17 protein-coding genes are annotated in these 26,402 nt (G+C 33.1%); 6 read left to right on the forward strand and 11 right to left on the reverse strand.

Annotated features, from left to right (window positions below):
• Positions 1 to 71 precede the first annotated feature (71 nt).
• The 7 genes from Q0921_RS17740 to Q0921_RS17780 form a co-directional block, all read right to left on the reverse strand.
• A complete protein-coding gene (locus Q0921_RS17740) occupies positions 72 to 1,124 on the reverse strand; it encodes a cytochrome c peroxidase (protein WP_299259255.1) in 1,053 nt (350 codons plus the stop codon).
• Complete coding sequence (locus Q0921_RS17745) at positions 1,125 to 1,901, reverse strand: MbnP family protein (protein WP_299259257.1); 777 nt, start codon at positions 1,899 to 1,901, stop codon at positions 1,125 to 1,127. It lies immediately after the preceding gene.
• Positions 1,902 to 1,916: 15 nt separating this feature from the next.
• Positions 1,917 to 3,275: a hypothetical protein gene (locus Q0921_RS17750; RefSeq protein WP_299259259.1), complete on the reverse strand. Its 1,359-nt coding sequence runs from the start codon at positions 3,273 to 3,275 to the stop codon at positions 1,917 to 1,919.
• 118 nt (positions 3,276 to 3,393) lie between these two features.
• On the reverse strand, positions 3,394 to 4,749 hold the full coding sequence (locus tag Q0921_RS17755; protein WP_299259261.1) for a hypothetical protein: 1,356 nt from the start codon (positions 4,747 to 4,749) through the stop codon (positions 3,394 to 3,396).
• Between the two features lie 23 nt (positions 4,750 to 4,772).
• Entirely contained in the window at positions 4,773 to 7,256 is a 2,484-nt protein-coding gene (locus Q0921_RS25085) for a choice-of-anchor B family protein (protein ID WP_367183348.1), read from the reverse strand.
• Positions 7,257 to 7,415: 159 nt separating this feature from the next.
• Positions 7,416 to 8,849 (reverse strand): choice-of-anchor B family protein, encoded by a 1,434-nt coding sequence (locus Q0921_RS17775; protein WP_299259263.1) that lies wholly within the window; start codon positions 8,847 to 8,849, stop codon positions 7,416 to 7,418.
• Positions 8,850 to 8,907: 58 nt separating this feature from the next.
• A complete protein-coding gene (locus Q0921_RS17780) occupies positions 8,908 to 10,134 on the reverse strand; it encodes a choice-of-anchor B family protein (RefSeq protein ID WP_299259265.1) in 1,227 nt (408 codons plus the stop codon).
• Between the two features lie 461 nt (positions 10,135 to 10,595).
• Between Q0921_RS17780 and thiL the strand changes: the two genes are divergently transcribed.
• Entirely contained in the window at positions 10,596 to 11,642 is a 1,047-nt protein-coding gene (gene thiL, locus Q0921_RS17785; RefSeq protein ID WP_299259874.1) for a thiamine-phosphate kinase, read from the forward strand.
• Between the two features lies 1 nt (position 11,643).
• Here thiL and Q0921_RS17790 read toward each other — a convergent pair whose 3' ends face one another.
• Together Q0921_RS17790 and Q0921_RS17795 are read right to left on the reverse strand one after the other, a co-directional pair.
• The gene (locus tag Q0921_RS17790; RefSeq protein ID WP_299259267.1) at positions 11,644 to 11,913 is read right to left on the reverse strand and encodes a hypothetical protein; all 270 of its coding nucleotides are present in this window, start codon (positions 11,911 to 11,913) and stop codon (positions 11,644 to 11,646) included.
• A gap of 221 nt (positions 11,914 to 12,134) precedes the next feature.
• Positions 12,135 to 12,914, reverse strand: coding sequence for an alpha/beta hydrolase (locus Q0921_RS17795; protein ID WP_299259269.1), 780 nt, complete (start codon positions 12,912 to 12,914; stop codon positions 12,135 to 12,137).
• A 70-nt stretch (positions 12,915 to 12,984) separates the two neighbouring features.
• Here Q0921_RS17795 and brnQ point away from each other — a divergent pair, with 70 nt between their 5' ends.
• Entirely contained in the window at positions 12,985 to 14,262 is a 1,278-nt protein-coding gene (gene brnQ / locus Q0921_RS17800; RefSeq protein WP_299259271.1) for a branched-chain amino acid transport system II carrier protein, read from the forward strand.
• Between the two features lie 124 nt (positions 14,263 to 14,386).
• On the forward strand, positions 14,387 to 15,727 hold the full coding sequence (locus Q0921_RS17805) for a cytochrome c peroxidase (RefSeq protein WP_299259273.1): 1,341 nt from the start codon (positions 14,387 to 14,389) through the stop codon (positions 15,725 to 15,727).
• Here Q0921_RS17805 and Q0921_RS17810 read toward each other — a convergent pair.
• Positions 15,724 to 16,107, reverse strand: a complete 384-nt coding sequence (locus Q0921_RS17810) for a VOC family protein (protein WP_299259275.1) — start codon at positions 16,105 to 16,107, stop codon at positions 15,724 to 15,726. The genes Q0921_RS17805 and Q0921_RS17810 overlap by 4 nt on opposite strands.
• Positions 16,108 to 16,193: 86 nt before the next feature.
• A complete protein-coding gene (locus tag Q0921_RS17815) occupies positions 16,194 to 17,489 on the reverse strand; it encodes an aminopeptidase P family protein (protein WP_299259277.1) in 1,296 nt (431 codons plus the stop codon).
• A gap of 139 nt (positions 17,490 to 17,628) precedes the next feature.
• Here Q0921_RS17815 and Q0921_RS17820 point away from each other — a divergent pair, with 139 nt between their 5' ends.
• The 3 genes from Q0921_RS17820 to Q0921_RS17830 all read left to right on the forward strand — a co-directional run bounded on the left by Q0921_RS17820 (position 17,629) and on the right by Q0921_RS17830 (position 26,250).
• A complete protein-coding gene (locus Q0921_RS17820; protein WP_299259279.1) occupies positions 17,629 to 20,481 on the forward strand; it encodes a glycosyl hydrolase in 2,853 nt (950 codons plus the stop codon).
• Between the two features lie 102 nt (positions 20,482 to 20,583).
• The gene (locus tag Q0921_RS17825) at positions 20,584 to 22,275 is read left to right on the forward strand and encodes a helix-turn-helix domain-containing protein (RefSeq protein ID WP_299259281.1); all 1,692 of its coding nucleotides are present in this window, start codon (positions 20,584 to 20,586) and stop codon (positions 22,273 to 22,275) included.
• 93 nt (positions 22,276 to 22,368) lie between these two features.
• Positions 22,369 to 26,250 carry a hybrid sensor histidine kinase/response regulator transcription factor gene (locus tag Q0921_RS17830; protein ID WP_299259283.1) on the forward strand — a complete coding sequence of 1,294 codons (3,882 nt, stop codon included), beginning with the start codon at positions 22,369 to 22,371 and terminating at the stop codon, positions 26,248 to 26,250.
• The last annotated feature ends 152 nt before the right edge of the window (positions 26,251 to 26,402 follow it).

The raw sequence follows: 26,402 nt of genomic DNA on the forward strand, positions 1-26,402 counted from the left end.
GATAAAGCATGAGAATAAAGTTATAAAAAGTAATCTGTGAATGAAGGTTCAACCTTTATTCACAGATTATTTTAGAATTCAGAAAAACGATTATCATTTACAAAATTATCATCCGTTAATGTCTTCAAAAAGGAGATAATCTGATTTTTTTCTTCTTCAGTCATAGGAATTCCCATAACTGTTCCATCAATATTTTTAAAAATAGGATCTATTGTTTCTGAGTCCACCATACCATCACTATAATGATCTAATACATCTTTTAAAGTTTTTAACCTACCATCGTGCATATAAGGAAAGGTTAGCTCAATATTTCTAAGTGTAGGTACCTTAAATTTATGTAGATCAGCAGCAAGACCAGTAACACGGTTTCTGCCTATATCATTATATTCTGGATCTACTGATAATCCGTTATTACGATATGACTGATCTGTTAATAGCGTTCCAGTATGACAAGAAGCACATTTAGAGGTGAATAATTCAAAACCAGCAGCTTCATCAGCAGTAAAAACAGACCCTTCGTTTCTTTCGATTTTATCATATTTAGAGTTTGACGAAATCATCATAATCATGAATTGTGATAAAGCTTTGAGTAAATTTTCCGAGTTGATTTTTTGATCTTCAAAAGCTTCAGCAAACAACTTCACATATTCGGGGCGTTCTTCGAGTTTTTTAATAATACTTGAAAAAGACTCATTCATTTCTACTTCTGCTGTAATAGGTATAATGGGTTGCAGGTCTAAATGTATGGCAGCACCATCCCATGTAAACTCTTTCATAAACGCTAGATTATGCAATGATTGTGCATTACGTGTGCCAAGCGCTCCATTTACACCATGACTTACGATATGCGTATGATGCGTAAAAGCAAAATCCTGAATATGGCAGAATCCACAGGAAATAACACCATCGGAAGACAAGCGACCATCATAAAATAGTTTTTTACCTAATTCGAACCCTTTTTCTGTGGGAGGATTAAGTGTTACATTATAAGTTGGTTCTGGAAAATTGGACGGAATTGTAAATTCCAGAGCTGGATTGTTATTAATAGGAACATAGTCTTCCTTATCGGAACCACATGCGACTCCAAAAAGAATTAATACTATGTAACCTATGTTTTTTATCATTTAATTAGAAGTACTTATAGTAAACATTGTGCTTATATTTTCTGCTAATATAGGAGCATTTACTGGATCTACTTGAACATCACTTTTTTGTTGAAGAGAATGAGTATTTGTGCTGTCAAAAATTTTAGCGACATCTGTATCAATTGTTAAGTTTGAAGTAAGCTCATTTTCAATGGTAATAGCATTGGATAAATCTAATGTAATTTCTTTATAATTATCTAAAACTTCTCCGTGGCTTCCTATGTGTAACAAAAAATCACTAGCAGTTCCTCCTTGAGGAGTAAAAGAACCTTCAAATTTAACAAATTTGTAACCCGCGGACCAAGACCACAACATTCCTTGTTCTTCTGCTGTTGGAATAAAATTGGCAACTCCGTTTAGCGGGTAGTTTGACTGATCAACTCCAATTCCAAATTTGATTTTAGTATACATACCAGTATCAATATTACTAAGTGAAATTTGCTTGCTAGATGACACTTCTTCATTTATTAAGAAATAGCTGTCTGCAACTGGATATATAAATTCATCTCCGTTTTCTTTTATTAAAACAATATTACTAATGATATATTTTAGTTCAGAAACTGTGTAATTTTCATTACTCTGGTTATCGTAAGATTCAGTATTTAGTATTAAAAGATCAGAACCCACCTTATTAGTAAAATCTATGTCTAATGCACCAAACTGAGGAGTGTTGTTCTCTTCTACTATATTTGGATCATCATCTTTACAAGATATTATAGTAATTAAAGCCAGTACTATTAGTGTGAGTTTTTTCATTTTGTGTGGTTTTTGTTATTTATATTTTACAATTAAGAGGTCTTTAGATCCTTTGTTATTTGGGATGTCAAAATCATTACTTTCTGAGTTTCCTACTACTACTATTTTTTTATCTGAAGTTTGGATACAACTAAAACCAATATCATTTGCGCTGCCTCCTGTTGTCTGGTTCCATAGTATATCGCCATTGGTATTTATCATTATATTCCAGAGGTCAGCCTGACCTTTATTATCTGAAACATCTAGATCATTACTTCTAGTGTTTCCTGTGAGTATAAAATTGCCGTTATCCATTCTATGAATTCCTCTGCCAGTGTCAAATTCTGTTCCACCAATTGATTTTTGCCAGATAAGATTACCAGCGGTATCAACTTGTATAATCCACAAGTCTGCAACCCCTTTTGCATTAGTTATGTAACCGTCATTACTTCTGGTATCTCCTACAATAATATACTTTCCATCACCAGTAGCTTCTATCGTATAGCTAGTATCAATTTGTGAACCTCCAAAAGATTTTTGCCATACCATAGTTCCTTCAGAATTAATTTTTACAATCCAAAAATCGTAACTACCATTGTTGTTGGTGATATCTAGATCTATACTCTCAGATGAACCAATCATGATATAGCCTTGATCTTCTGTTTGTATGACATCAGAACCCCTGTCATTGCCAGTTCCTCCAAAATAATGATTCCATTCCTGATTTCCATCAGCATCCAGTTTAATTCCCCAGTAAGAACTACCTCCGTGCAATGTGGTAATATTTTTATTAGCCTTGTTGCTTTTATCATCAATGTCTGCAGCCTCAATAAAACCAGTAATAAAATATCCGTCATCTGCGGTTTGTATGATAGAAAAAGCTTGATCAATGCCACCAAAACCAAAACTCTTTTCCCAAGAAATTTCTCCTGTCATATTTGTTTTTATCATCCATAGATCCTGAAGTCCTGCATTAGCACTTACATCTTCATCATTACTTCTACTATACCCGACGATTGCAAACCCACCGTCTGTAGCTTGTATTAGTTTTGCTGCACTATCCTCATTCGTACCACCATAAGTTTTACTCCATAATACATCGCCATTTTGGTTTAATTTAAGCAACCAATAATCGCTGTCTGTCGCTGTTTTATCAATGATATCACCATCTAGACTTTGTGTAAATCCAGCAATTGCATACCCTCCATCTAGTGTTTCTACTACAGATACCGCACTGTCTTCATTGCTTCCGCCAAAAGTTTTGCTCCATTCTATCTCACCCTGAAATTCACTATTTGGGGTAACTACGGGTTCATCGTTATTGGTGTTATTTTCACTACAACTGATCAAATTGATAAGTATAATACAGATTGATGAAGTTTTAAAGAAATTCATTATTTTTTCATAGTTTAAAGTATGCCTTACAAAATTGCTGTTGTAAGTGGTAGAATAAATATTTATTCTATTTAAAAAAACATAATTTTCTTTAGTAACGAATGCAACGTCTTATTTATTATTTATATTTCACAATTATAATATCCTTATTTCCTTGGTTATCTGGTATATCTATGTCATCACTATCTGAACTGCCAGCAATAACAATATTTTTATCCATAGTTTCCATACAACCTACAGCAAATTCTGATTGACTTCCACCTAAAGTGGATTTCCATATGACATCTCCATTACTATCAATTAAAACATTCCAGATATCGCTTTGACCTTGATTTGCATCAACATCCCCGTTGTTACTTCTAGAATTACCGGTGATAATAAAACCACCTTCTTGTGTAGTATGAATCCCTCTGGCTGTATCAAATTCTGCTCCTCCTAATGATTTTTCCCAGATTAAATTTCCGTTGTTATCAATTTGAATCATCCATAGATCTCCATTTCCTTTTGGATTAGAAATATCACCATCAGTACTTCTAGAATCTCCTACAATAATATATTTCCCATCACCAGATGTCGCAATTGCGTATCCAACATCAGTTTCGGAACCTCCGTATGATTTTTCCCAAACTTTAGTTCCTTCAGTACTAATTTTAACGACCCAAAAGTCATAACTACCTTTGCTAGCGGTAACATCAAAATCGTCGCTTTCTGAGGATCCTATCATTAAAAAACCACCATCTTCCGTCTGTACAGTATCATAGCTCCTATCATTATTTGTTCCTCCAAAATAACGTCTCCATTCCTTGTTTCCGGAAACATCTAGTTTAATTCCCCAGAATTCTCCGACCCCATGTTTTTCATTATTTTTTCTATTATCATTTCCTTCACCATTACTAGCTGTAACATCTAGGAAACCAGTTAAGAAATAACCATTGTCAGTAGTTTGTACAATAGAGAATGCTCGGTCAATACCGGGAAACCCAAAAGATTTTTCCCATTCTAAATTTCCGGAAGCATCAATTTTTACCATCCAATAGTCTTGTAGTCCTGCATTTTCACTTACATCACCATCAGTACTTCTACTATAACCGACTAAAGCATAGCCACCATCATTTGTTTTAATAATTCTTTGTCCACGATCATCTCCGGTACCGCCATAGGTTTTACTCCAGAGAATAGTCCCTTCTGTAGAAAGGTTTAAAACCCAAAAATCATTATCAGTAGCATCTTTATCAATTATATCGCCATCAATACTCTGTGTATATCCAAAAACAACATAACTCCCATCGTTAGCCTCTATAATGGATAAAGCGTCGTCTTCTTGACTTCCACCAAAAGTTTTAACCCATTCTACAGTTCCCTGAAAACCGTCTTCAGGATTGATAGGAGGCGTAGAGGTTGTGTTATCATCACTGCTACAAGCTACAATACTAATAACAATAAAAATTAATAAAAACTTATAAAAGAACTTCAATTTGCACATTTGTTAGTATTAAATTATCTTTTTATTAAACGTTTGGTAATCTGGTTATTATCGTTAAAAACTTTTAAAAGATAAATTCCAGGATTCAAGCTTGAGACGTCTATTGTTTTTGTAACGTTTCCTTTACTTATCAATTGTCCGGTAATAGATATAATTTCATATGATGCTGTTTGGTCCATATTTAAGAATACTTCTAGAACCTGTCCAAATACTGGGTTTGGGTATATTTTCAACGCCATAATATCTTCATCTTCACTACCAAAAAGAGGAATGATATTAGAGGTTACTACCTGTTCATTATTAGATCTTCCACAAGAGCCTTCATAGATTTTTACAGAAGAGAAATCTGAGCTATTACCAGAACCACTATCATTATCATTAATAAATACCAATCTGTCCATTGTTCCTGTATAGAAACTTCCTACTGGAATTATATAGGTTGTAAAATCACTACCAGAATAGTTATCATAATTAGTAACACCGTAGTTTTGTGTACCATGTACTTTGAAATATCTAGTGGAGGTCAAGGTATTATCATCTTCAAAACCAACAGCATGAATTTCTCCTTGAGAGGAGCTTCTGAATTCAAATTCAATTACGGTATTGGGGGTTACAGTATAGTCGTAAGGAATATATTTCCAAGTATTGTTAGTAAGGGACAAAGTTGTTCCAGTATTATTTACAACAAAATCGCCAGCTGAGTCCTGATTGGAGAACGGAGTGATCTGAAAATCTCTAAAGTCGATACTATCACATGTTGGAGGAGGAGTATTACTATCTGTAATATTCACATCGTCTATAGCGATATCACTTTGCCATCCTTGAGAACCACTTCCTGTTATGGCACTAAATCGTAATTGAACACTTGCTTCTCCAGAATATGAGGATAAATCTATTGTTGCAGCATTCCAGTTGCTTCCTTGATCTCCGTTTCTGTTAAAAATAGATGACCAATTTCCTTGGTTATCTATTCTCGCTTCCACTATTAAATTGTTAATAGCACTTCCTAACATGTGATACTGGAATGTAAGACTTGGTGATGTAAGATTAGTGAAATTTAAACAAGGAGAGTTTAAAACTGCACTTTTGTTTGGATACCCTGTTCCATTACCAGAAGCTTCTATATAGATATAGGTGTTACCATCTGATGCAGCGGCTGGGCCCGTTCCTGTAGAAGGAGTGCCTCCGGAATTCCTAGTCCAATTTAGATCATCATCAGCGGCGTTTTCCCAAAAACCAAAACTAGATTCAAAACTTTCATTGAACGGAAAAGAAGTTACTACTGAAGAGCAGTCACCACCACCACCTCCAGGCTCACTTTTTCTTACTAAGAAAAAACCTCCTTCTATATCGCTTATTACGATATTTCCACTATCGAAATATGGATATATGTTCCAAGCTCCATTAAAAGAAGCACTATTACTAGATGGGTAGGTATCAAAATATCCAATTTCATTGATATTAGTATTACCAATATCTGCAATATCAATAACCCTGAAACCAGCTCTATAATTTGCCAAATAAAACTTATCTCCTTTTACATATCCATTATGATCAATAGCCGGAGTAGGTCCATTATATATCATATGTTGCTGCGGGTTATCTAAATCTTCAAAATCAAATATGATAGTTCGCGTATTAAATCCTACTCCTTGTTCATCTGTTTCATCTCCTAAAAGAAAATATCTCATATCATCAGTAAACCACCCTTGATGTGTATACCCAATATTTGTATATTGTATTGTAGAAATTGTTACGGGGTTGGATTTATTGGTAATGTCGGCAATCACTACTTCGATCTCGTTACTTCCGATAAGAATTTCTCTTCCGTTGTAATCTGGATCAGGACCATTATAAGTAACTACTTGAGCATCATGGGTGTAAGCTCTTTGGCCTCCTGATAAAAAACCACCGGCATTGGTTGGATTTTTGGGATCTTGAATATTTACAAACAAAGGACCACCGTTATATGGTCCGGAACCTCTTTGCGCTCCTACAATATAAGCAAATCCAGTATCTTCATTAATTACAATATTGTGTGCGTTCCCAAATTGAGTATATCGAGTATCTGCTGTAAAATTAGCTGGAGGATTAGAAACATTACGTAATCTGGTTAAATCAAAGACTTGCATACCATGATTAGAAGCTTCACTTACTATAAAAGCATGATCGCTATATACTTTTACATCTCTCCAAGAACTATTGCTAGTTGCAGTTGGTAATTTACCAAGATAGATAGGGTTTGTTGGATTAGAGATATCTATAAATGCGGTACCATTATTTAAACCAATAATTGCATATTCTTTAGATGTTTGAGGATCTGTCCATCCCCAACTGTCATTTCCAGCGCCTGCGTTCATTTGAGAAAGTGAAATTCTAGACATAAGATCGTAATCTTTACATGGATAAGATCCAGCAAATCCATTCGTACAAGGTGTTTGACTTCGGCAAATAGTAGCGCATACCAAAAAGCATAAAACTAAGGCTAGTTTTTTCATGAGTTTGTGTAATTTAGTAGTTAGTATAAACTAGTTCCTGAAAACTAGTGAATTACACAAAATTAATCTAAAAAATCCCAAAATCGTTCCTAGCTTTCCGCAGTATTTCGCTGGTTTAACCGTCTTATTTTCAATATTTAATAGTTTTCTAATTTATTTTTATTGAATAATTAATTTTTTAGTTGAATCGTTTATTCTGACTAAATAAATCCCTGGGCTATAATTAAGTGTAAAACTGATACTTGTTGAGCTATCAAATTTTGTAATTTCCCGCATCTTTTTACCCAAAACATTAAAGATTTCTATTTTTCCTATTTCAGATGTATTTATACCCTCAATAGTAATTCCGGATTTTGTTGGGTTTGGATACATAGCAAAATCAGATTTGTTTGTGAAATCTGTTACACTTAAGGTATTACTTTGTCTAACGAGCAAAAAACCTGAATTAATATCACTGATTACAATATTTCCACTATCAAAATATGGATATACATTCCAGGCGCCACCACCACCAGCACTATTACTTGAAGGAAAGCTGTCGAAATATCCTATTTCAGAAATATTTTTATTTGCAATATCTGAAATGTCAATAACACGTAACCCAGCTCTATAATTAGCCATATAGAACTTATCTCCTTTTACGTATCCATTATGGTCTATTGCAGCCGTAGGACCAGTATAATTCATATGAAATATTGGATTGTCAAGATCATTAAAATCAAAAATAATTGTTCGAGTATTAAATCCAACCGCACTTTCATCACCTTCATCACCTAGTAAAAAATACCGTTGATCTTCAGTAAACCAACCTTGATGTGTATACGCCACATCAGAATAACTAATAGTAGCTATTGTCACTGGGTTTGCTTTATCTGTAATATCGGCAATCACTATTTCAATTTCATTACTTCCTATTAAAATTTCACGACCCGTATAATCAGTGTCGGGGCCATTATAGATTATAGCTTGTGCGTCATGACTATAAGCCTCTCCTCCTGTAGAGAGAAAACCACCTGCATCAATCGGGTTTTTAGGATCGCGAATATCAATGAATAACGGTCCTCCCTGATATGTTCCAGATCTACTTGTACCGACAGCATATGCAAATCCAGAATCCTCATTAATAACGATATTATGGGCACTACCAAAACCAGTATATCGTGTATCTGCTGTAAATGTTTCTGGAGCAGTTGTTACATTTCGTAATCGGGTTAAATCAAACACCTGCATTCCATGATTAGATGCTTCACTTACTATAAATGCATGGTTTTGATATACTTTTACGTCTCTCCAAGAACTACTAGATGTAGCTGTTGGTACTTTTCCTAAGTATATAGGATTAATAGAATTAGAAACATCAATAAAAGCAGTTCCATTATTCAAAGCAATAATAGCATATTCCGTTCCATTAGTAGGGTCGGTCCAACCCCAACTGTCATTAGCGGATCCAGCGTTCATAGTTGCTAAAGAAATCTGAGACAAAAGATCGTAGTCATTACAAGGAAATGAACTCGCCATTCCATTATCACACAATGTTTGGGATTGCAAAATAAATGACGAAAAAATTAAACTAAGTAGGATTATTTTTTTCATTGGTTGAGTTTTTTAAGAGTTTAGTTAATGTTGATTTATGTAATAATTGTATAGTTTATCAAGGAGTGGTTTCTTTCACTAATATAAATCCTGAATTTATATCACTGATTACAATATTTCCGCTTTCAAAATAAGGATAAACATTCCAAGCACCACTAAAACTTGTACTATTACTTGAAGGAAAGGTGTCAAAAAAACCGATCTCGTTCATAGAATTGGAACTTATATCCGAAATATCAATAATTCTCAGGCCAGCTGTATAATTGGCTAAATAAAATTTATCTCCCTTTACATAACCATTATGATCAATAGATGGTGAAGTACCAGTATAATTCATATGAAATTTTGGATTGTCAAGATCTTCTAAATCAAACACAATTGTTCTTGTATTGAAGCCTACTCTTTGTTCATCTAATTCATCACCTAATAAGAAAAACCGTTGATCTTCAGTAAACCAGCCTTGATGAGTGTATCCAATATTAGTATAATTAATAGTAGAGATGGTTTTAGGATCATTTTTGTCAGTGATATCGGCAATTACAATTTCTATTTGATTACTCCCTATTAAAATTTCTTTTCCAGTATAGTCGGTGTCTGGTCCATTATAAGTTACCACTTGTGCATCATGACTATAAGAATCTCCACCGTCAGAAACGAAACCTCCGGAAGCTATTGGATTCGTTGGATCCTGAATATTTACAAAATGCGGACCTCCACCAAAAGTAGATGTCCCTACTGCGTATGCAAAACCATTATTTTCGTTAATTACAATATTGTGCGCATTACCAAAACCTGTATATCGCGTATCTGCAGAGAATACTTCAGGCGCATTACTAACATTTCTTAATCGAGTTAAGTCAAAAACCTGCATTCCGTGATCAGGTGCTTCACTTACTATAAAAGCATAATTTTGATATACTTTGGCATCACGCCAAGAGCTATTTTGAGTAGCAGTAGGAAGTTTTCCTAAATATACAGGAGTTTCAGGATTGGAAATATCAATAAAAGCTGTGCCATTATCAAGGCACATAATAACATATTCTTTCCCGTTACTTGGATCTGTCCATCCCCAGCTGTCATTTCCGGCTGAAGCATTCATTGTTCCTAAGGATATCGAAGAGACAAAATCAACACCACAACTTGGATAAATCCCACCAGATATTCGGTTTGTGCAGTTTGTATTCTGATCCTCTTCGGTTCCAGTAGTTTGATCATCATCATTACTGCAGTTTATAACTGATATTAATGTAAAAAAACAAATTACTATACTAAGATACTTTTTCATTTACTAGAATTAAATATTAATCCGGGACTTGTATATATAACCGCTTATTAACAAAATACCCTACAAAATCATACAATACGAGCTACTCAAAATTGTATTTGATATTTATTTAAGAAGAATATAAGCCTTAGGTTTTTGAAAAATTTTGACCAAAAAGATAGCGAAAATTTATAACTATTGATATTTAAGAAGTTAAACAACAAAAGTTAAATAAAATAAAACAAAGTTTTTTAGAAAGATAATGTAGTATTATTGATTTTTAGTTGTTTTAAACGTAGCAACATATGTAAATTCTGATTTAGAGCTGATTTTAGAAACTCCATATGTATCGATAAGTTTATCTATACAAGTTCTACAGCTAAAAATTATGAATCGGAATGTATCTAGAACAAACAAATCAATCCCAGATTTTTAGAGATTTTTTATATAATGAAATCACCTTGTTCCCTACCTTTGCAATTATGATTGAAGATAAAAATACATCAAGGACATCATTGTCAGAATTAGGAGAATTTGGTTTGATAGATCATTTAACCAAAAATTTTGAAATTAAACAGGAATCTACCATTTTGGGGATTGGAGATGACGCCGCAGTGTTGGATTTTAAAAACAAAAAATGTGTGTTAACCACAGATTTGTTGATTGAAGGAGTACATTTTGATTTATCTTATGTTCCGCTAAAGCATTTAGGTTATAAAGCAGTAATGGTAAATCTTTCTGATGTGTATGCGATGAATGCGACTGCGACACAAATTACAGTATCTATTGCGGTATCTAACAGATTTCCTCTAGAAGCATTAGAAGAATTATATGCCGGGATTCAAGCAGCAGCAAAAATATATAATATAGATGTAGTAGGAGGTGATACAACCTCTTCTACCACAGGATTAATGATAAGCATTACAGCTGTGGGTCATGCAGATGAAGAAAATTTAGTATATCGTGATGGTGCTGGAGAAAATGATTTATTGGTTGTAACAGGTGATTTAGGAGCAGCATATCTAGGCCTTCAGATACTGGAAAGGGAAAAACAAGTGTATAAAGCAAACCCTAATTCTCAACCGGATCTAGATCAGTATTCGTATTTAATAGAACGACAATTAAAACCTGAGGCTCGAAAAGATATATCAGAACTTCTTAGAGCTTTAGAGGTAAAACCAACAAGTATGATCGATATAAGTGATGGTTTATCGTCTGAGGTGATACATTTATGTAAAAAATCTAAAGTAGGAGTAAATCTATATGAAGAAAAGATTCCGTTGGATCCTGCAGTTATTTCTACTTGTGAGGAGTTTAAATTAAATAGCACAACCGTAGCCCTTAGCGGTGGAGAGGATTATGAATTATTATTTACTATTAAACAAGAAGATTTTCCTAAGATTAAAGCAAACCCTAATCTTACTGTAATTGGTCATATGACAGATGAGAAAAGCGGAATAGGATTAGTAACTAGAGCTAATGAAAAAATTCAATTGACAGCACAGGGATGGAATCCTATTAAAGAATAATTTAAGAAGCGGCCTGCAGATTTACATTACCTTTATTTCTTGCAATTTTCTTTGCATGAACAGAGGCTAGTGCATCATTAATTTCCTTAAGTTTTGGAGTCATTGCTTCTAATCGACCTCTACTATTAGTAGTTGCTTGTTCGCGACAATGAGAACAAGTATATTCTTTTATATGATGTGTAACTTGCTTGGAAGTTACGTAATCATGTCCAAATAAAGCGCAATAAATTTTTGCAATGGAGAATGACGAATTGGGTATTGATTTCTTCATCTTTGTGGGGGTTAAAAGTTCATTATCAATACAATAATAACCTTTTTTTAGTTATTAACAACATTTTGTAAGAAAAAAAAATGAAAACACTCCAAATTTTGATCAAAAAGTGTATTTTATAGTGTTTTTGGCTTGTAAAAATGTATTTCATCGGATAATTAACGTGTAAGTCTGGTCTTTTTGTAAAGAAGAAACATTGGCTGTAAACAGGGGAATATATATCAAAAATGTTGAAGAAATTGATGAAGATTTTTTAAAAGTTCTTCTCGGTTTTCGATATAGGACATGTGCCCCCCACTAAGTGAAACTAAATCCGTTTTACATTGTTTTGATTCTTTGATACTTTGCTGGTATGATAATACAGGGTCTTTTTGTCCTACAAAAATTATCTTTGATTTTTTAAACTTTAATAAAGTTGTAGTATGATCTTTTCTAATTTTCATTCCTTCTAAGGCAGAAATGATTCCTTGTAACGGTATTTTTGAAGCTTCATTTTTTATGAGTTCAACCTGATTTCCGAATTTGTCTCTGTTTTCCTCAGCAAAAAGATTGGCAATCGCCATACCGGTATAAGCTTTTGGGTTTTTCTTTACAATATTAATTGCTCTGCCTCTATTTGTCTTTCTTTCTTCGCTATCAGGAAAAGAAGTAGAGTTAAGTAATACAAGTCCCGAAACTAGTTTGGGAAATAAATCTATATAGGCCAGTGAAACATACCCACCCATTGAATGCCCTATGAATATAGGATTATTAATTTTGATACTATTCAAAACGGCTCTAATAGCTTCTGCCATATCTTCCATTCTATGAATGTAACCTAGACAATCCGTTTTTCCGTGGCCTAAAAGGTCAATTGTAATGCAGTTATGGGTATCAGAAAAATGAGGGATTATATCATTCCACATCGTTGAGTTTTCTAAAAAACCGTGTAAAAAAACTAGTGGAGTACCTTTTCCGAAGGTGTTATAATTAATTTCAATCCCTTTATATGCTAATGTCATTTTGAAATTTTATATTTCAACTTTTTTATCAAATTATCAATATTCGTTTAAGCGATATAAACCTAACCAAATGCGATTTAATAAAGAAACTTTTATCACAGGATTTGCATTGTTCTCTATGTTTTTTGGAGCAGGAAATTTAATTCTACCTCCTAACCTTGGCTTCAAAGCTGGTGATATGTGGTATTTGGTTGTTATTGGCTTTGTTATTTCTGCAGTAATACTTCCATTACTTGGTATTTTTGCTCACGCAAGATTGCAAGGGACTATGTTAGATTTTGGAAAGAAAGTATCACCTACTTTTAGCCTTATTTATTGTTTTATAGTGTATGCGATTTCTATTACATTACCATCCCCAAGAACGGCATCTGTGACTCACGAGATGGCTATAGAGCCTTTTTTTGGAACAAGTTCTTTATTAACGAGTAGTATCTATTTTGGTTTTGTATTGTTTTTTGTATTAAACAGATCAAAAATTTTAAATATCCTCGGAAAGTTCCTGACACCTATTATTTTTGTTGTAATCCTTAGTATAATTTTCATTGGAATTTTTTCTACTCATCCTCCAATGAATAGTTCAGTTTTTCAAACACCTGTTATAGATGGTCTCTTAGAAGGGTATCAAACATTTGATGCTATTGGAGCCGTTGTAGTTGGCGGAGTGATTATTATTTCACTTCGGATGAAAGGAAGAAAAAGTTTTCAAGAAAATAGAACACTAATTCGTAATTCGGGAATTATTGCAGGTATTGGTCTTTTTATAGTATATGCAGGACTAATATATAACGGAGCTTTATTTAATGGAACTTTCGAAAAGGAGATTAGTAGGACAGAATTATTGTCTGGCCTAAGTTTAAAAACCCTAGGAAACATCGGAAGTACTTTTTTAAGTGTTCTGGTATCTCTTGCATGCTTTACAACAGCAGTGGGAATAGTGACTGGAACTTCGGATTTTATTAAAGGAATATTTAAAGAATCTCAACAGGCATATATTATAACGGCTGTTATTGGGTGTATTCTTGGTGTTGTAATGGGGCAATTGGATGTACATGATATAATCGTGGTTGCGGTTCCTGCACTCATGTTTATTTATCCGATTACTATTGTTTTGATCTTGTTAAATGTATTACCAGATAAATTTACTTCTTCAGCAGTATTCAGAACTGTTGTTATCATAACTATTGTATTTAGCTTGCCAGATTTTTTAGCTTCTATCGGATTAAAAAATCAGGTACAACCTATTCTGGAGTTCATTCCACTTGGTAATTATAGTTTAGCTTGGTTATTGCCCGCTTTAATTTGCCTTATTATTAGTAACATTTTTATTAAAGAAAAATCTTCAAAATAAGTGTGTAGCATTTTTAAAAGTAAATAGCATACGATATTATCCTTTTTATTAAATTTGCACTTTAACATTTTCTTAAGAAGGTTAGAAAAGGGAGGATTTTATCAATATAGGGAAAACTAAAACAATGAAAAAGCTAACAGTCATTGCAGTAATGGCAATGGTTATATCTTCATGTACGAAGGATGATTATATTCCAATCATGTCTAATTTGGATGCAAAGTTATTAAACACATTGAATGAAATATCCAGTGGAGAAGGAGCAACTTTCTTTATACTACCAGAAAGTGATGACTATGCAAATATTCCACAAGACCCGTTAAATCCAATTACTGCAGAAAAAGTTACTTTAGGTAAATTATTACTACATGAAACGAGTACCGGAGGAAACCCAAAAATGACAGAGATGAAGGCATCCTATTCTTGTGCTTCGTGTCATCAAGCAGCAGCTGGTTTTGCTGCTGGAATAAGACAAGGCATTGGAGAATGTGGGATAGGTTTTGGGATAAGAGGAGAGGAAAGAGTGGCAGATACTACAGTTCCTAGAGATTCTATAGATGTACAACCAATCAAATCTCCAACATTATTAAATGTAGCTTATCAAGATGTTATGCTTTGGAATGGACAGTTCGGAGGAACGGGTACAAATGCAGGAACAGAAGCTAGTTGGACGGAGATCCAAGAAAATTTTTTAGGATTTCAAGGTGTAGAAGTTCAGGCAATAAAAGGACAAAAAGTACATAGGTTACAAATAGATGATGAGTTTGTGAATACTTTTGGATATAAAGAACTTTTTGATGCTGCATTTCCTGATGTAGTAGGGAGTGAAAGGTATACAAAGCGTAACGCAGCTTTGGCGATTGCGGCTTATGAAAGAATTTTATTGGCAAATAAATCACCTTGGCAAGATTGGTTAAAAGGTAATAATGATGCATTAACTGATATAGAGAAAAAAGGAGCGATTGCATTTTTTGGAAAAGGAAAATGTTATGAATGTCATACAGGTCCAGCATTAAATGATAAAGGTTTTTATTCTTTTGGTATGGGTGATTTTGACAATGTAAATGATGCATTGCTTTTATATGATGTAAATATTGATAACGTTAAAAGAGGAAGAGGTGGCTTTACTAATAATTCGGCGGATAATTTTAAGTTTAAAACTCCAACGCTATATAATTTGGTAGATAATGGTTTCTACGGTCATGGAGGAACTTTTACTTCGGTAAAAGCGGTAATATCTTATAAAAATCAGGGAACTCCTCAAAATGCTGAGGTTCCTGCAGAAAATCTAGCATTCCAATTTGGAACTATCAATCTTACGGAAGAAGAAATAGATAATATGACTTCTTTTATTGAGAATAGCTTAAGGGATCCGGAACTAAACAGATATGTTCCAGAATCAATTATTTCTGGAAACTGTTTCCCAAATAACGATTATACATCTAGGGTAGATCTGGGATGTGATTAATTTAGGGTAGCAATCCACCAGGTATTACCAAAAGGATCTTTAAAACCGGCTGCGCGAGCTCCGTAATCTTCTTCCATAGGTTGCATAAGGGATTTAGCGCCCGCATCTATAGCATTATAATAGGTTTGATCGGTATCTTTTACATAAACATACATAGATGTATTTTGTGCTGGATATGTCGTAGAAGCTTCTGTTATCATTAGAGTAGTATCTCCGATCATAACTTCAGAATGCTCAATTTTATATGCAGGATCTACCTTACGAATCATCTCTTGCGCATTAAATATTTTTCGAATAAAATCGATAAATTCTTCTGCATTTTCAACAACCATATAAGGCATTGCCTGTTGATGACCAGCTGTAATTTTCATTCGTTGCATTCTTATTCTTTAAGGTTTTGATATGCAACGATAAAACCATTATAAATATTCTCTAAAATTTCAAAAAACGATCATAAAAATTCAGTTTATGATTGATTCATCAATTCCTCTATCTCTTCTGCTTTAATAGGAATGTTTGCCATTAAATTAAAAGGTTCTCCTTTTTCTTGTATCACAACATCATCTTCTAATCTAATTCCAAAACCTTCTTCAGGAATGTAAATTCCTGGTTCTACAGTAAATACCATATTAGCCTGCATAGGCTCCGTTAAAATTCCGTAATCGTGCGTATCTAAACCAATATGGTGAGAGGTCCCGTGCATAAAATACTTTTTGTAAGCAGGCCAATCCGGATCTTCTTTTTGCACATCTGCTTTATCAATAAGTCCGAGCCCCAATAATTCTGAAGTCATAATTTTACCCACTTCCATATGATAATCAGCCCAGATTGTTCCAGGAACTAACATGCTAGTAGCTTCATTTTTTACTCGTAAAACTGCATCATAAACTGCTCTTTGACGATCCGTAAATTTACCAGACACTGGAATTGTACGACTTAAATCACTTGAGTAATTAGCATATTCAGCAGCTATATCCATTAGGATTAATTCTCCATCTTTACACTGTTGGTTATTTTCTATGTAATGTAAAACATTGGCATTGTTACCACTTGCGATAATAGGAGTGTATGCAAAACCTTTAGATCTATGATTTATAAATTCGTGTAGTAATTCTGCTTCAATATTATATTCCCACACTCCTGGTTTTACGAAACCAAGTAATCTTCTAAATCCTTTTTCAGTGATGTTACAAGCGGTTTGCATTAGATCAATTTCTATAGAATCTTTTACAGAACGCAAACGCTGTAGAATGGGATTACTTTTGGCAACAGAATGAGCAGGATATTTAGCTTTCCACCATTTTGTAAAACGATCTTCTCTAGTTTCAGTTTCTACATTTGCTCTATAGTGTTCGTTAGTATTCACATATACTGTATCACACTGTGTCATAATCTCGAAGAATACTTTCTCTAAATCTTGCAACCAATACACTGTTTTTATTCCAGAAGTTTCAAAGGCTTTTTCTTTGGTTAACTTTTCACCTTCCCAGATAGCAATTAATTCACTCGTTTCTTTTAGGAATAAGATTTCACGATGCTTTTCATTGGGAGCATCTGGAAAAAGCACCAAAATACTTTCTTCCTGATCAACACCACTTAGATAAAAAATATCTCTATGCTGCTCAAAAGGGATGGTACTATCGGCACTAATAGGATAAATATCATTACTATTAAAAACTGCAATACTATTAGGCTTCATCTTAGCTATAAAGTTCTTTCTGTTCTTTATAAAGAGATTTTTATCTATTTGATGATATTTCATGTGTTCTATCGTATTATTAGATGTGTATTATAGAATTCCAAAAATACTAAAGCCAAAAGGATGTATTGTTAAACAATATCTAAAAATTTTGACACTATTTTAGCATTCTATACTTTCAGCGAACTAAATTTCCATCGTAATGAAAACTTATAGCTTTACTTTTTTACTATTACTCAGTAGTATTTCAATTTTTTCTCAAGATTTAGCAACTTCTGCTGATGAAATTCAGAAAGGATTATTACAAAAAAGACAACTCGAAAAATCATCTCTAGTAAAGAATGTTCCTTTTGAAAATATTGGCCCATCAGTCATGAGTGGCCGTGTAGTAGATGTAGATGTGAATCCTGAAAACACTACAGAGTTTTATGTAGGTTATGCCTCTGGAGGGTTATGGTATACTACAAATAATGGAACAACTTTCGAACCTGTTCTAGATAGCGCAGAAACTATCAATGTAGGTGATATCGCTGTAGATTGGAAAAATGGAACTATTTGGGTTGGTACTGGAGAAAATAATTCATCCAGGTCTTCTTATGCAGGAATTGGTATTCTGAAATCAAGTGACAAGGGAAAAACCTGGAAAAATGTTGGATTGATTGATTCTCAGCATATCGGAAGAATCATACTAAATCCGTCTAATTCTGATGAGGTGGTTATTGGTGTAACGGGTCATCTATATTCTAATAATGAAGAGAGAGGAATATATAAAACTACAGACGGAGGGACTACCTGGAAAAAAACATTGTTTATTAATAGTGAAACAGGAATTATTGATGTTGCTTACGCACCAGATAATTTCAATATTATGTATGCTGCAGCTTGGGATAAGGATCGTAAGGCTTGGAATTTTGAAGGTAATGGATCAGGTTCAGGAATTTATAAAAGTACAGATGCTGGTAGTACCTGGAACAAAATCTCATTAGAAGGAAGTGGTTTCCCAACAGGAAATGGCGTTGGTAGAATTGGGTTAGCGGTTTATGATTCTAATATAGTGTATGCTGTTCATGATAGCCAATTTAGAAGAGATGAAAGTAAAAAGACAGAAAAAAGTTCTGGGCTCTCTAAGGATGATTTTAAGACTATGTCTGTAGATGCTTTTTTAAATTTAGAAGACAAAAAGCTGAATCGTTACTTAAAAACAAATGGATTTCAAGAAAAATATCGTGCAGAAAATGTAAAGCAAATGGTTCGTAGTGGTTCTGTGAAGCCAATTGATTTAGCGAAGTATTTAGAAAATGCAAATGCGGCACTTTTTGATACCCCAGTTATTGGAGCAGAAGTATACAGAAGTGATGATGGAGGTAAAAGTTGGAAAAAAACACATAAAGAATACCTAGACGATATCTTTTATAGTTATGGATATTATTTTGCACAAATACAGGTTAATCCTGCTAATAAAGATCATATTTATATCTCAGGAGTACCGATTTTAAAATCAAAAGATGGAGGAAAAACGTATAAGAGTATTAGTGCAGAAAATGTGCACGCTGATCATCATTCACTTTGGATAAATCCTAATAACCCAAACCATCTTATTAACGGAAACGATGGTGGTGTTAATATTACGTATGATGATGGAGAACACTGGATCAAAGCAAATCAACCAAGTGTGGGACAGTTTTATGCAATTAATATTGATCACGAGAAACCATATAACGTGTATGGAGGATTGCAGGATAACGGAGTTTGGGTTGGTTCTGTAAATGCACAAGAAAATGCTTCTTGGCATCAAAGTGGTCATTATCCTTGGAAAAGTATTATGGGAGGTGATGGTATGCAGGTACAGATTGATAATCGAGATAGTAATATTGTGTATACTGGATTTCAGTTTGGAAATTATTTTAGATTAGATCGATCAACTGATGAACAAATCTATATTCAGCCAAAACATGAATTAGGAGAATCACCGTACCGATTTAATTGGCAAACACCTATTTTATTATCACCACACAATCAGGATATTCTGTATTTAGGTGGAAATAAATTGATGAGATCGATGAATCAAGGAGATGAGTGGACAGCAATTTCTGATGATCTTACCAATGGAGGTAAAAAAGGAAATGTAGCTTATGGGACATTATCTTCAATTTCTGAATCTGTATTTCAGTTTGGGCTGATATATACAGGTAGTGATGATGGTTTGGTTTATGTTACTAAAAACGCAGGAGGAAACTGGAATAAAATTTCTGATAGTTTTCCAAAAGATTTATGGGTGTCTAGAGTTGTTGCCTCTAAACACAAAAAAGAGCGAGTTTATGTAAGCTTAAATGGATATCGATGGGATGACTTTACTGCGTATGTATATATGAGTGATGATTATGGTCAAACTTGGAAAAATATAGGAAGAGAATTACCTACATCTGCAGTTAACGTAATAAAAGAAGATCCTAAAAATGAAAACGTGTTGTATGTCGGTTCGGATAATGGTGCTTATGTTTCTTTGGATAAAGGAAACACTTGGCAGGTTTTTTCTAAAGGAATACCCAATGTAGCTGTTCATGATATAGTTATACAACCAGAAGCTAATGATCTTTTACTAGGAACTCATGGAAGAAGTATTTATAAGACTAATATCGAACCATTACAAAATCTTAATTCGGAAATCTTGAATTCTGAATTGTATTTATATCCAATGAGCACGGTAAAAGCGTCACCACGTTGGGGAAGTTCCTGGAGCAAGTGGTTAGAAGCTTATGAGCCTTCTACTACAGTTAAATATTATGCAAAAAATTCCAAAACAATTACAGTTAAAATCACTACAGAAAGTGAAAAAATACTTCAGGAATTTTCTTCTGATTCTGATAAAGGGCTTAACTATGTAGCCTATGATCTTACCATTTCTGAAAAAGGAAGAAAAGCATTGTTAAAAGAATTTCCTGATGAAGATATTACACAAAAGAAAAATGGGAAATATTATCTTCCTGTCGGAAAATACGAAGTCATTATCTCGAATGGAAAACAAACAGAAAAAGCTCTTTTTGAAGTAAAATAAAACATAAACTTAGATTTATTACGTTTAGGATTTATTACACAATTATATAAAGACAATCAATCTTTTTGCGTTACTTTATATTAAAGTTTATTAACCAACGTAATGAAAGTAAACCTGTATAATACGGTAATCTTTTTGGGATGCCTAACACTCGTTGTTATAGCATTACGGAAGCTCTTTGCGTATTGGAAAAAGAATATAACATATAGGTTTTTTTATGGATTCTTAATTACGACAAGCCTTGTAATTATACAGGTACTACTAATGGATTTTGGGATTCATAAGGAGTATCCTTGGATACTTGTTTTCTTTATACCATTTCAATACTTGTCACCAGTATATTTTACCGCATTTATCTGTTATTATCTAAAAAAAGAAGAAATATATAAAAGGAATCGAAATTATTTGTTTCTTCCTTTTATTTGTTTTTTTGTTTTATATACGATACTTAAGATTAATGTTTTTTTAGATTATGAATGGGTTTCAAAAGAAATTTTCACCATAATACATACAGAAATAGATGAAAATTCAGCATTAACATTTAATATTATTCTTAGTATTTGGAACCTTTTGATTATTCATAACTATGAAAAAACCCTTGGTCGATTATCTTTTACTCAAGTAAAGAAAAAAACACAATGGATTAAAACCATTGTTGCCGTATTTATTACCTTCAATATAATTTGGTTATTGACAATTGTTCTGTTTTTTATAAGAGAAGACATAAGCGGTCACTTTCCATACTATCCATATTGGATTTTATATCTGGTGTTTTATTTTACATTTTTATACTTAGGGTCTAGACATCTTAATGAAGTTTCAGAAAAGAGAGAATCTGAGGAAGAAGCTGTTCAGAAAGCTATACAGAATTTCAGAATGTCAGGATTGAATCATATGTTTTCTGAAGAAGAGTTGGAGTTGATCCATTATGACAAACCATCTCAGATTACAGGAATATTGAGCTATTTTTCAACCTCTTTATTTGATAAAAGCAAGCTTGGGGATGTTTTGTGGGATATTGTAGAGAATTGTATAGCCTATTTACAATTAGAAGATTGTATTATATATATTGTAGATAATTCAAAAAATGTTCTTGTTCAGAAAGCTGCATTTGGTAATAAAAACCAGGGAGCACGCAATATATTAAGCCCTATAGAAATTGCTATGGGAGAAGGAATTGTAGGACAAGTTGCTCAATCCGGAGAATACGAATGTGTATATAACGTTACTTATGATGAGCGCTACGTAGTCGATGATATTAGTCGAAAATCTGAATTAGCAGTTCCAATTATAATCAATGATAATGTAATAGGAGTTTTAGATTCTGAAAATTCTCAAGAAGGTTTTTTTAATGAACATCATATCCTGTTATTCCAACTTATTGCCAAACTCACAGCTAAAAAACTTGCGCAGATTAATATAAAGAATACTACTAATATCACCAATGACAATTTGTATTTTAAAGAACTTCATTTTTTAATGAAAGAGGCTAAGATTTATAGAGACTCGAATTTAGGACTTGATAGTATTTCTAAAATGTTGAAGATAAGTAGTAATTATTTATCACAGATGGTAAATAAATTAAGTGGATCTAATTTTTCGGATTATGTAAATAGTTTTCGTATCGATGATGCTAAGTCTAAACTAAAGGATCCAAAATTTATAAATTACACAATATTAGATATAGCTTTAGAATCAGGTTTTAATTCTAAATCTACGTTTTATAGTGCTTTTAAAAAACATACAGGTATGTCACCCAAAGAATATAAGGAATCAGAATTGGAGATTAAATAATGCAGAATACGATATTGTAAAAAAAGTTGTTCTTTTACAGTAAGGGATCAATAATGTATTCCTTATTAAATTGCATAAGATTTATAATAACCAATGAAGTGCATTCATAAGTTAATAGTATTTGGCGCATGCTTTCTATTATCTTGTTTCGATATCTCTGGACAAGTAGGGGCTACCTATAATGTCAAATCATATAATGTTTTTAATGGGTTATCTAATAATTGGGTTTCTGATATATTTCAGGATGAAGATGGTTTTATGTGGTTTGCTACGCAATACGGTCTAAATCGTTTCGATGGACAATCTTATAAAAAATATACATATACATCAAAAAATCCCAAAAGCCTAACAGGTAATTGGGTAAGATCAATTCTTCAGCTAAGTGACGGTAAACTATATATAGGTACTCTAGGAGGAGGAATCGATATCTTAGATCCACATAGTGGGCTATTCGAAAACCTTGAGAAATTGGACGACGAAAAAGATATATTGATGGTCAATAATTTGACCAAATACGGGAAAGAAAATCTTTGGATATCTTCTACAAGTGGTGCTTATAAGTATAGCCCTAAAAATCAAACATTAAAACGAGTTTATAATGAAAGATCATCAAATATTTCAGTTCTTAATGACGGAAGGTCACTAATAGCTAGTAAAGAAGGGTTATTTGAGGTAAAGGATACTATTACCAAAAAATTAAACCTGTTTAAAGGAAGAAGCATTTCAAATATTCTCAGATTATCTAATAATAAGACATTAGTATATATTGCCAATGAGTTATATAGTATAGAGAAAAGAAATGATCAATGGGTAAAAGAGAAGTTAGATTTTGATAGCTCATACATAAGTAACCCATCCGATAAGTCATTTCTTTTTCAGGATAATCGAGATTGGATTTGGTTAGCTGCCGGGAAAAAAATATGGAAATTTTCTCCAGATTTTAAAACACAAATAGTATTAGATGCACAGGACTTATTGGGATATGATTTTTCAAAACGTGTAAGGTTACTTTGTATTTTTCAGGATAGAGATAATGACTTTTGGATAGGAACCAATGCAGGTGCTTTTCAACTTATAGAGAACAAATCTTTTAGACATCCAATTCTGGGGGCAGTTGGAAACGCTAGAGAAATTGTAGAGTGTCAGGGTAAAATGTGGGTTACCTTACCTGATGGATTGTATAATTGGGATAAAAGTAACAGAGCGCCATTAAAAAAAGTTTCTGATTATAGAATGACATCATTAGCTTGTGCGTCTAACGGTGTTGTTTACGGACTGTTTAAAAATGAATCTGTTGGAATTTTAAAAATAAACGCTGAAAATGAGAGCATAGTTGAGCAATTTTTTGAACCTAAGAACATGCCAAGTAACCCTTGGAGGATCATTGAAGATGCAAATAAGCGCTTATGGATTACACAATGGGATCATATGATGGTTTATGACACAACCGATGGAAGCTATTTTAGGTTTAAAGTAACCAATAACAATGTAGCTATCGTCGATATGTTTTTGGATAAGGACGATACCATGTGGTTGGCTACTATAAGTGGAGGGTTACTTAAGTTTTCTAATGCTAGTCAGATAACAAAATCTTCTGACCATAATTTTAAACGTTTTTTACATGATGAAAATGATCCTAATAGTATTAGTTCTAATTTGGTTATGTCTTTACACCAAACAAATGATGGAAAATTATGGATAGGAACTGATGGTGGCTTAAATCGTATGGATATCGAAGAAGAAAAGTTTACTCGATATATGAGAGATGAACAGATGCCAGATGATAAAATACTAAATATCACTAATGATAAGAATGGGATATTATGGTTCGGTACCATAAGTCACGGTATTACTTCATTTGATCCTGCAAATAATGAATTCAACACGTATACGGTCGAGGACGGATTGTACGATAATTCTATGTTATTGAGTTCTATTTATCGAGCAGAAGATGGATATATCTGGATGGGGAGTGAAAGAGGTGTGAATTATTTTTATCCAGAAGAAGTAAGTGTTACCCCAAACTATAAACCTAATTTAATTTGGTCCTCTTATGTAAAGCATCGCAAAGACACGAGTATTACAAGACATTTTCCTAATAAATTAAATGATGTAATTAAGGTAAGTCCTGAAGATCAGAATGTCAGTTTTCAGTTCCTAGCTTTAACTTTTAAAGAACCCGAAAATGTGAGATATCAGTTTTGGTTACAAGGGTTTCATAATGATTGGCTGCCCATACAGGAAAAAGGATTAATTACATTGTCATATTTACCCAAAGGGAAATACAAATTACACGTTAGAGCATCTAGTTCAGAAAATAAATGGGAAGTACTGCATGAACCAATATCAGTTATAGTATTACCTCCATGGTATAAAACCAATGTAGCGTATTTGGCATATAGCTTATTTCTAATGTTTTTAATTTATTCTTTTTATAAAATCCAATTAAGAAGAAAAATAGCAGAAACCGAAAAAGAACATGTTTTTAGTTTAGCAGAAGTTAAAACACGATGGTTTAATCAGATCGCTCATGAGTTTAGAACTCCACTTACTGTTATTTTAGGAGCTGTAGATCAGATGAAAAATAGATCTGTTAAGGAAGATGATATGAGCAAAGAGGATAAGCATTTACATCAGATCCAAAATCAGGCCAACCATTTATCAAATCAGGTACATCAAATTTTAGAAATTGCACAAATGCAAGAAGATCAATTGGAAGTCAATGAACAGATTAGTGATTTTGTGTCTTTTCAGAAGTATCTCCTTTATTCTTTCAAGTCACTTGCTAAACAAAAAGAAATCACACTTGCTTTTTCCAGTTCTCTAGAAGAATTACCAATATATTATGATGAGGACAAATGGAGAAAAATTACGACTAATTTAGTTTCAAATGCTATAAAGTACAATACAGTTGGAGGAAAAGTTTCTTTACAAATGCAATATGTAGCGCATAAAGAAAATTCTATTGTAAAGGTTATCGTAGAGGATTCTGGTATTGGAATTTCTTCTACTTTCCAGAAAATTCTATATGATCCTTTTACCAGGTCACAAACCGAAAATCAAAATGGCGTAGGACTAGGCTTAACATTGACTAAAGAACTGGTAGAGTTAATGGATGGAAGTATTGAAGTAAAAAGTAAAGAAGGAGTAGGAACTACTTTTACTATTAGTGCGCCAGTAAAAAGTATAATAGAAACTAAAGAGTTAGAAAATAGTATTGTTTCAGAAGAATCTTCTTTATCAATAGTTTTAGTAGCTGAAGATCATAAAGAAGTACAAGAATATATTCAATTTTGTTTAGCGTCAAGTTATAAGGTAGTATTGGCCAATAATGGACAAGAAGCGTGGGATTTATGTCAGAAATACGTACCGGACCTTGTAATTTCTGATGTTATGATGCCCAAATGGGACGGAATAAAATTAGGTACAATGATTAGAAGTCATATTGCTACAGATCATATTCCTCTTATTTTCTTAACTGCTAAGGCAAATCAACATAGTCAGATCGAAGGCTTAAAAATTGGAGCTGATGCATATTTAGCAAAACCCTTTGATAGAGAGGAACTGTTGATTCGAGTAAACCACCTAATTCAGACTAGAACAAAACTTAGAGAAAAATACAATCAAGAAGATGTCGGTACTATCTCTGAAAATCAAGTTATAGATGGCTTTATACAGTCGGTTATTGATATTGTAAAAGATCATATGGATGATGATGAGTTTAGCGTACCTCTATTAGCAGAAAAACTACATATGAGTAGAGTTCATTTATTTAGAAAAATTAAGAACCTTACGGGTATGCCACCTACTAAATTTATTCGTAAAATTAGATTACAACATGCACGTGATTTGTTAAATAACAAAGAATATTCTATTGCCGAGATTGCCTATCAAACAGGATTTAAAGACCCCGCTTATTTCACCCGAGTGTATGTAGAAGAATTTGGAAAACCTCCTTCTGAATCTAGAAAATAACCAATACAACCCCTTTATTGACCCTGTATGATCCATTCATGTAACTGTAGTACAAGGAATGGTAACGACAGTACAATGCAACATTTGATTCTTGTTTTACCTTGCTTATGTAATTGAAAGCAATCCAAATATGATTTGAATTTTATAGCTTC

The organism is uncultured Aquimarina sp., from assembly GCF_947496855.1.
Taxonomy (GTDB): domain Bacteria; phylum Bacteroidota; class Bacteroidia; order Flavobacteriales; family Flavobacteriaceae; genus Aquimarina.

Excerpts from the sequence above, each read along its gene's own strand:
- Q0921_RS17740 (WP_299259255.1), bottom strand. The coding sequence starts at position 1,124 with ATGATAAAAAACATAGGTTACATAGTATTAATTCTTTTTGGAGTCGCA.
- Q0921_RS17745 (WP_299259257.1), bottom strand. The coding sequence starts at position 1,901 with ATGAAAAAACTCACACTAATAGTACTGGCTTTAATTACTATAATATCT.
- Q0921_RS17750 (WP_299259259.1), bottom strand. The coding sequence starts at position 3,275 with ATGAATTTCTTTAAAACTTCATCAATCTGTATTATACTTATCAATTTG.
- Q0921_RS25085 (WP_367183348.1), bottom strand. The coding sequence starts at position 7,256 with ATGAAAAAACTAGCCTTAGTTTTATGCTTTTTGGTATGCGCTACTATT.
- Q0921_RS17775 (WP_299259263.1), bottom strand. The coding sequence starts at position 8,849 with ATGAAAAAAATAATCCTACTTAGTTTAATTTTTTCGTCATTTATTTTG.
- Q0921_RS17780 (WP_299259265.1), bottom strand. The coding sequence starts at position 10,134 with ATGAAAAAGTATCTTAGTATAGTAATTTGTTTTTTTACATTAATATCA.
- thiL (WP_299259874.1), top strand. The coding sequence starts at position 10,596 with ATGATTGAAGATAAAAATACATCAAGGACATCATTGTCAGAATTAGGA.
- Q0921_RS17790 (WP_299259267.1), bottom strand. The coding sequence starts at position 11,913 with ATGAAGAAATCAATACCCAATTCGTCATTCTCCATTGCAAAAATTTAT.
- Q0921_RS17795 (WP_299259269.1), bottom strand. The coding sequence starts at position 12,914 with ATGACATTAGCATATAAAGGGATTGAAATTAATTATAACACCTTCGGA.
- brnQ (WP_299259271.1), top strand. The coding sequence starts at position 12,985 with ATGCGATTTAATAAAGAAACTTTTATCACAGGATTTGCATTGTTCTCT.
- Q0921_RS17805 (WP_299259273.1), top strand. The coding sequence starts at position 14,387 with ATGAAAAAGCTAACAGTCATTGCAGTAATGGCAATGGTTATATCTTCA.
- Q0921_RS17810 (WP_299259275.1), bottom strand. The coding sequence starts at position 16,107 with ATGCAACGAATGAAAATTACAGCTGGTCATCAACAGGCAATGCCTTAT.
- Q0921_RS17815 (WP_299259277.1), bottom strand. The coding sequence starts at position 17,489 with ATGAAATATCATCAAATAGATAAAAATCTCTTTATAAAGAACAGAAAG.
- Q0921_RS17820 (WP_299259279.1), top strand. The coding sequence starts at position 17,629 with ATGAAAACTTATAGCTTTACTTTTTTACTATTACTCAGTAGTATTTCA.
- Q0921_RS17825 (WP_299259281.1), top strand. The coding sequence starts at position 20,584 with ATGAAAGTAAACCTGTATAATACGGTAATCTTTTTGGGATGCCTAACA.
- Q0921_RS17830 (WP_299259283.1), top strand. The coding sequence starts at position 22,369 with ATGAAGTGCATTCATAAGTTAATAGTATTTGGCGCATGCTTTCTATTA.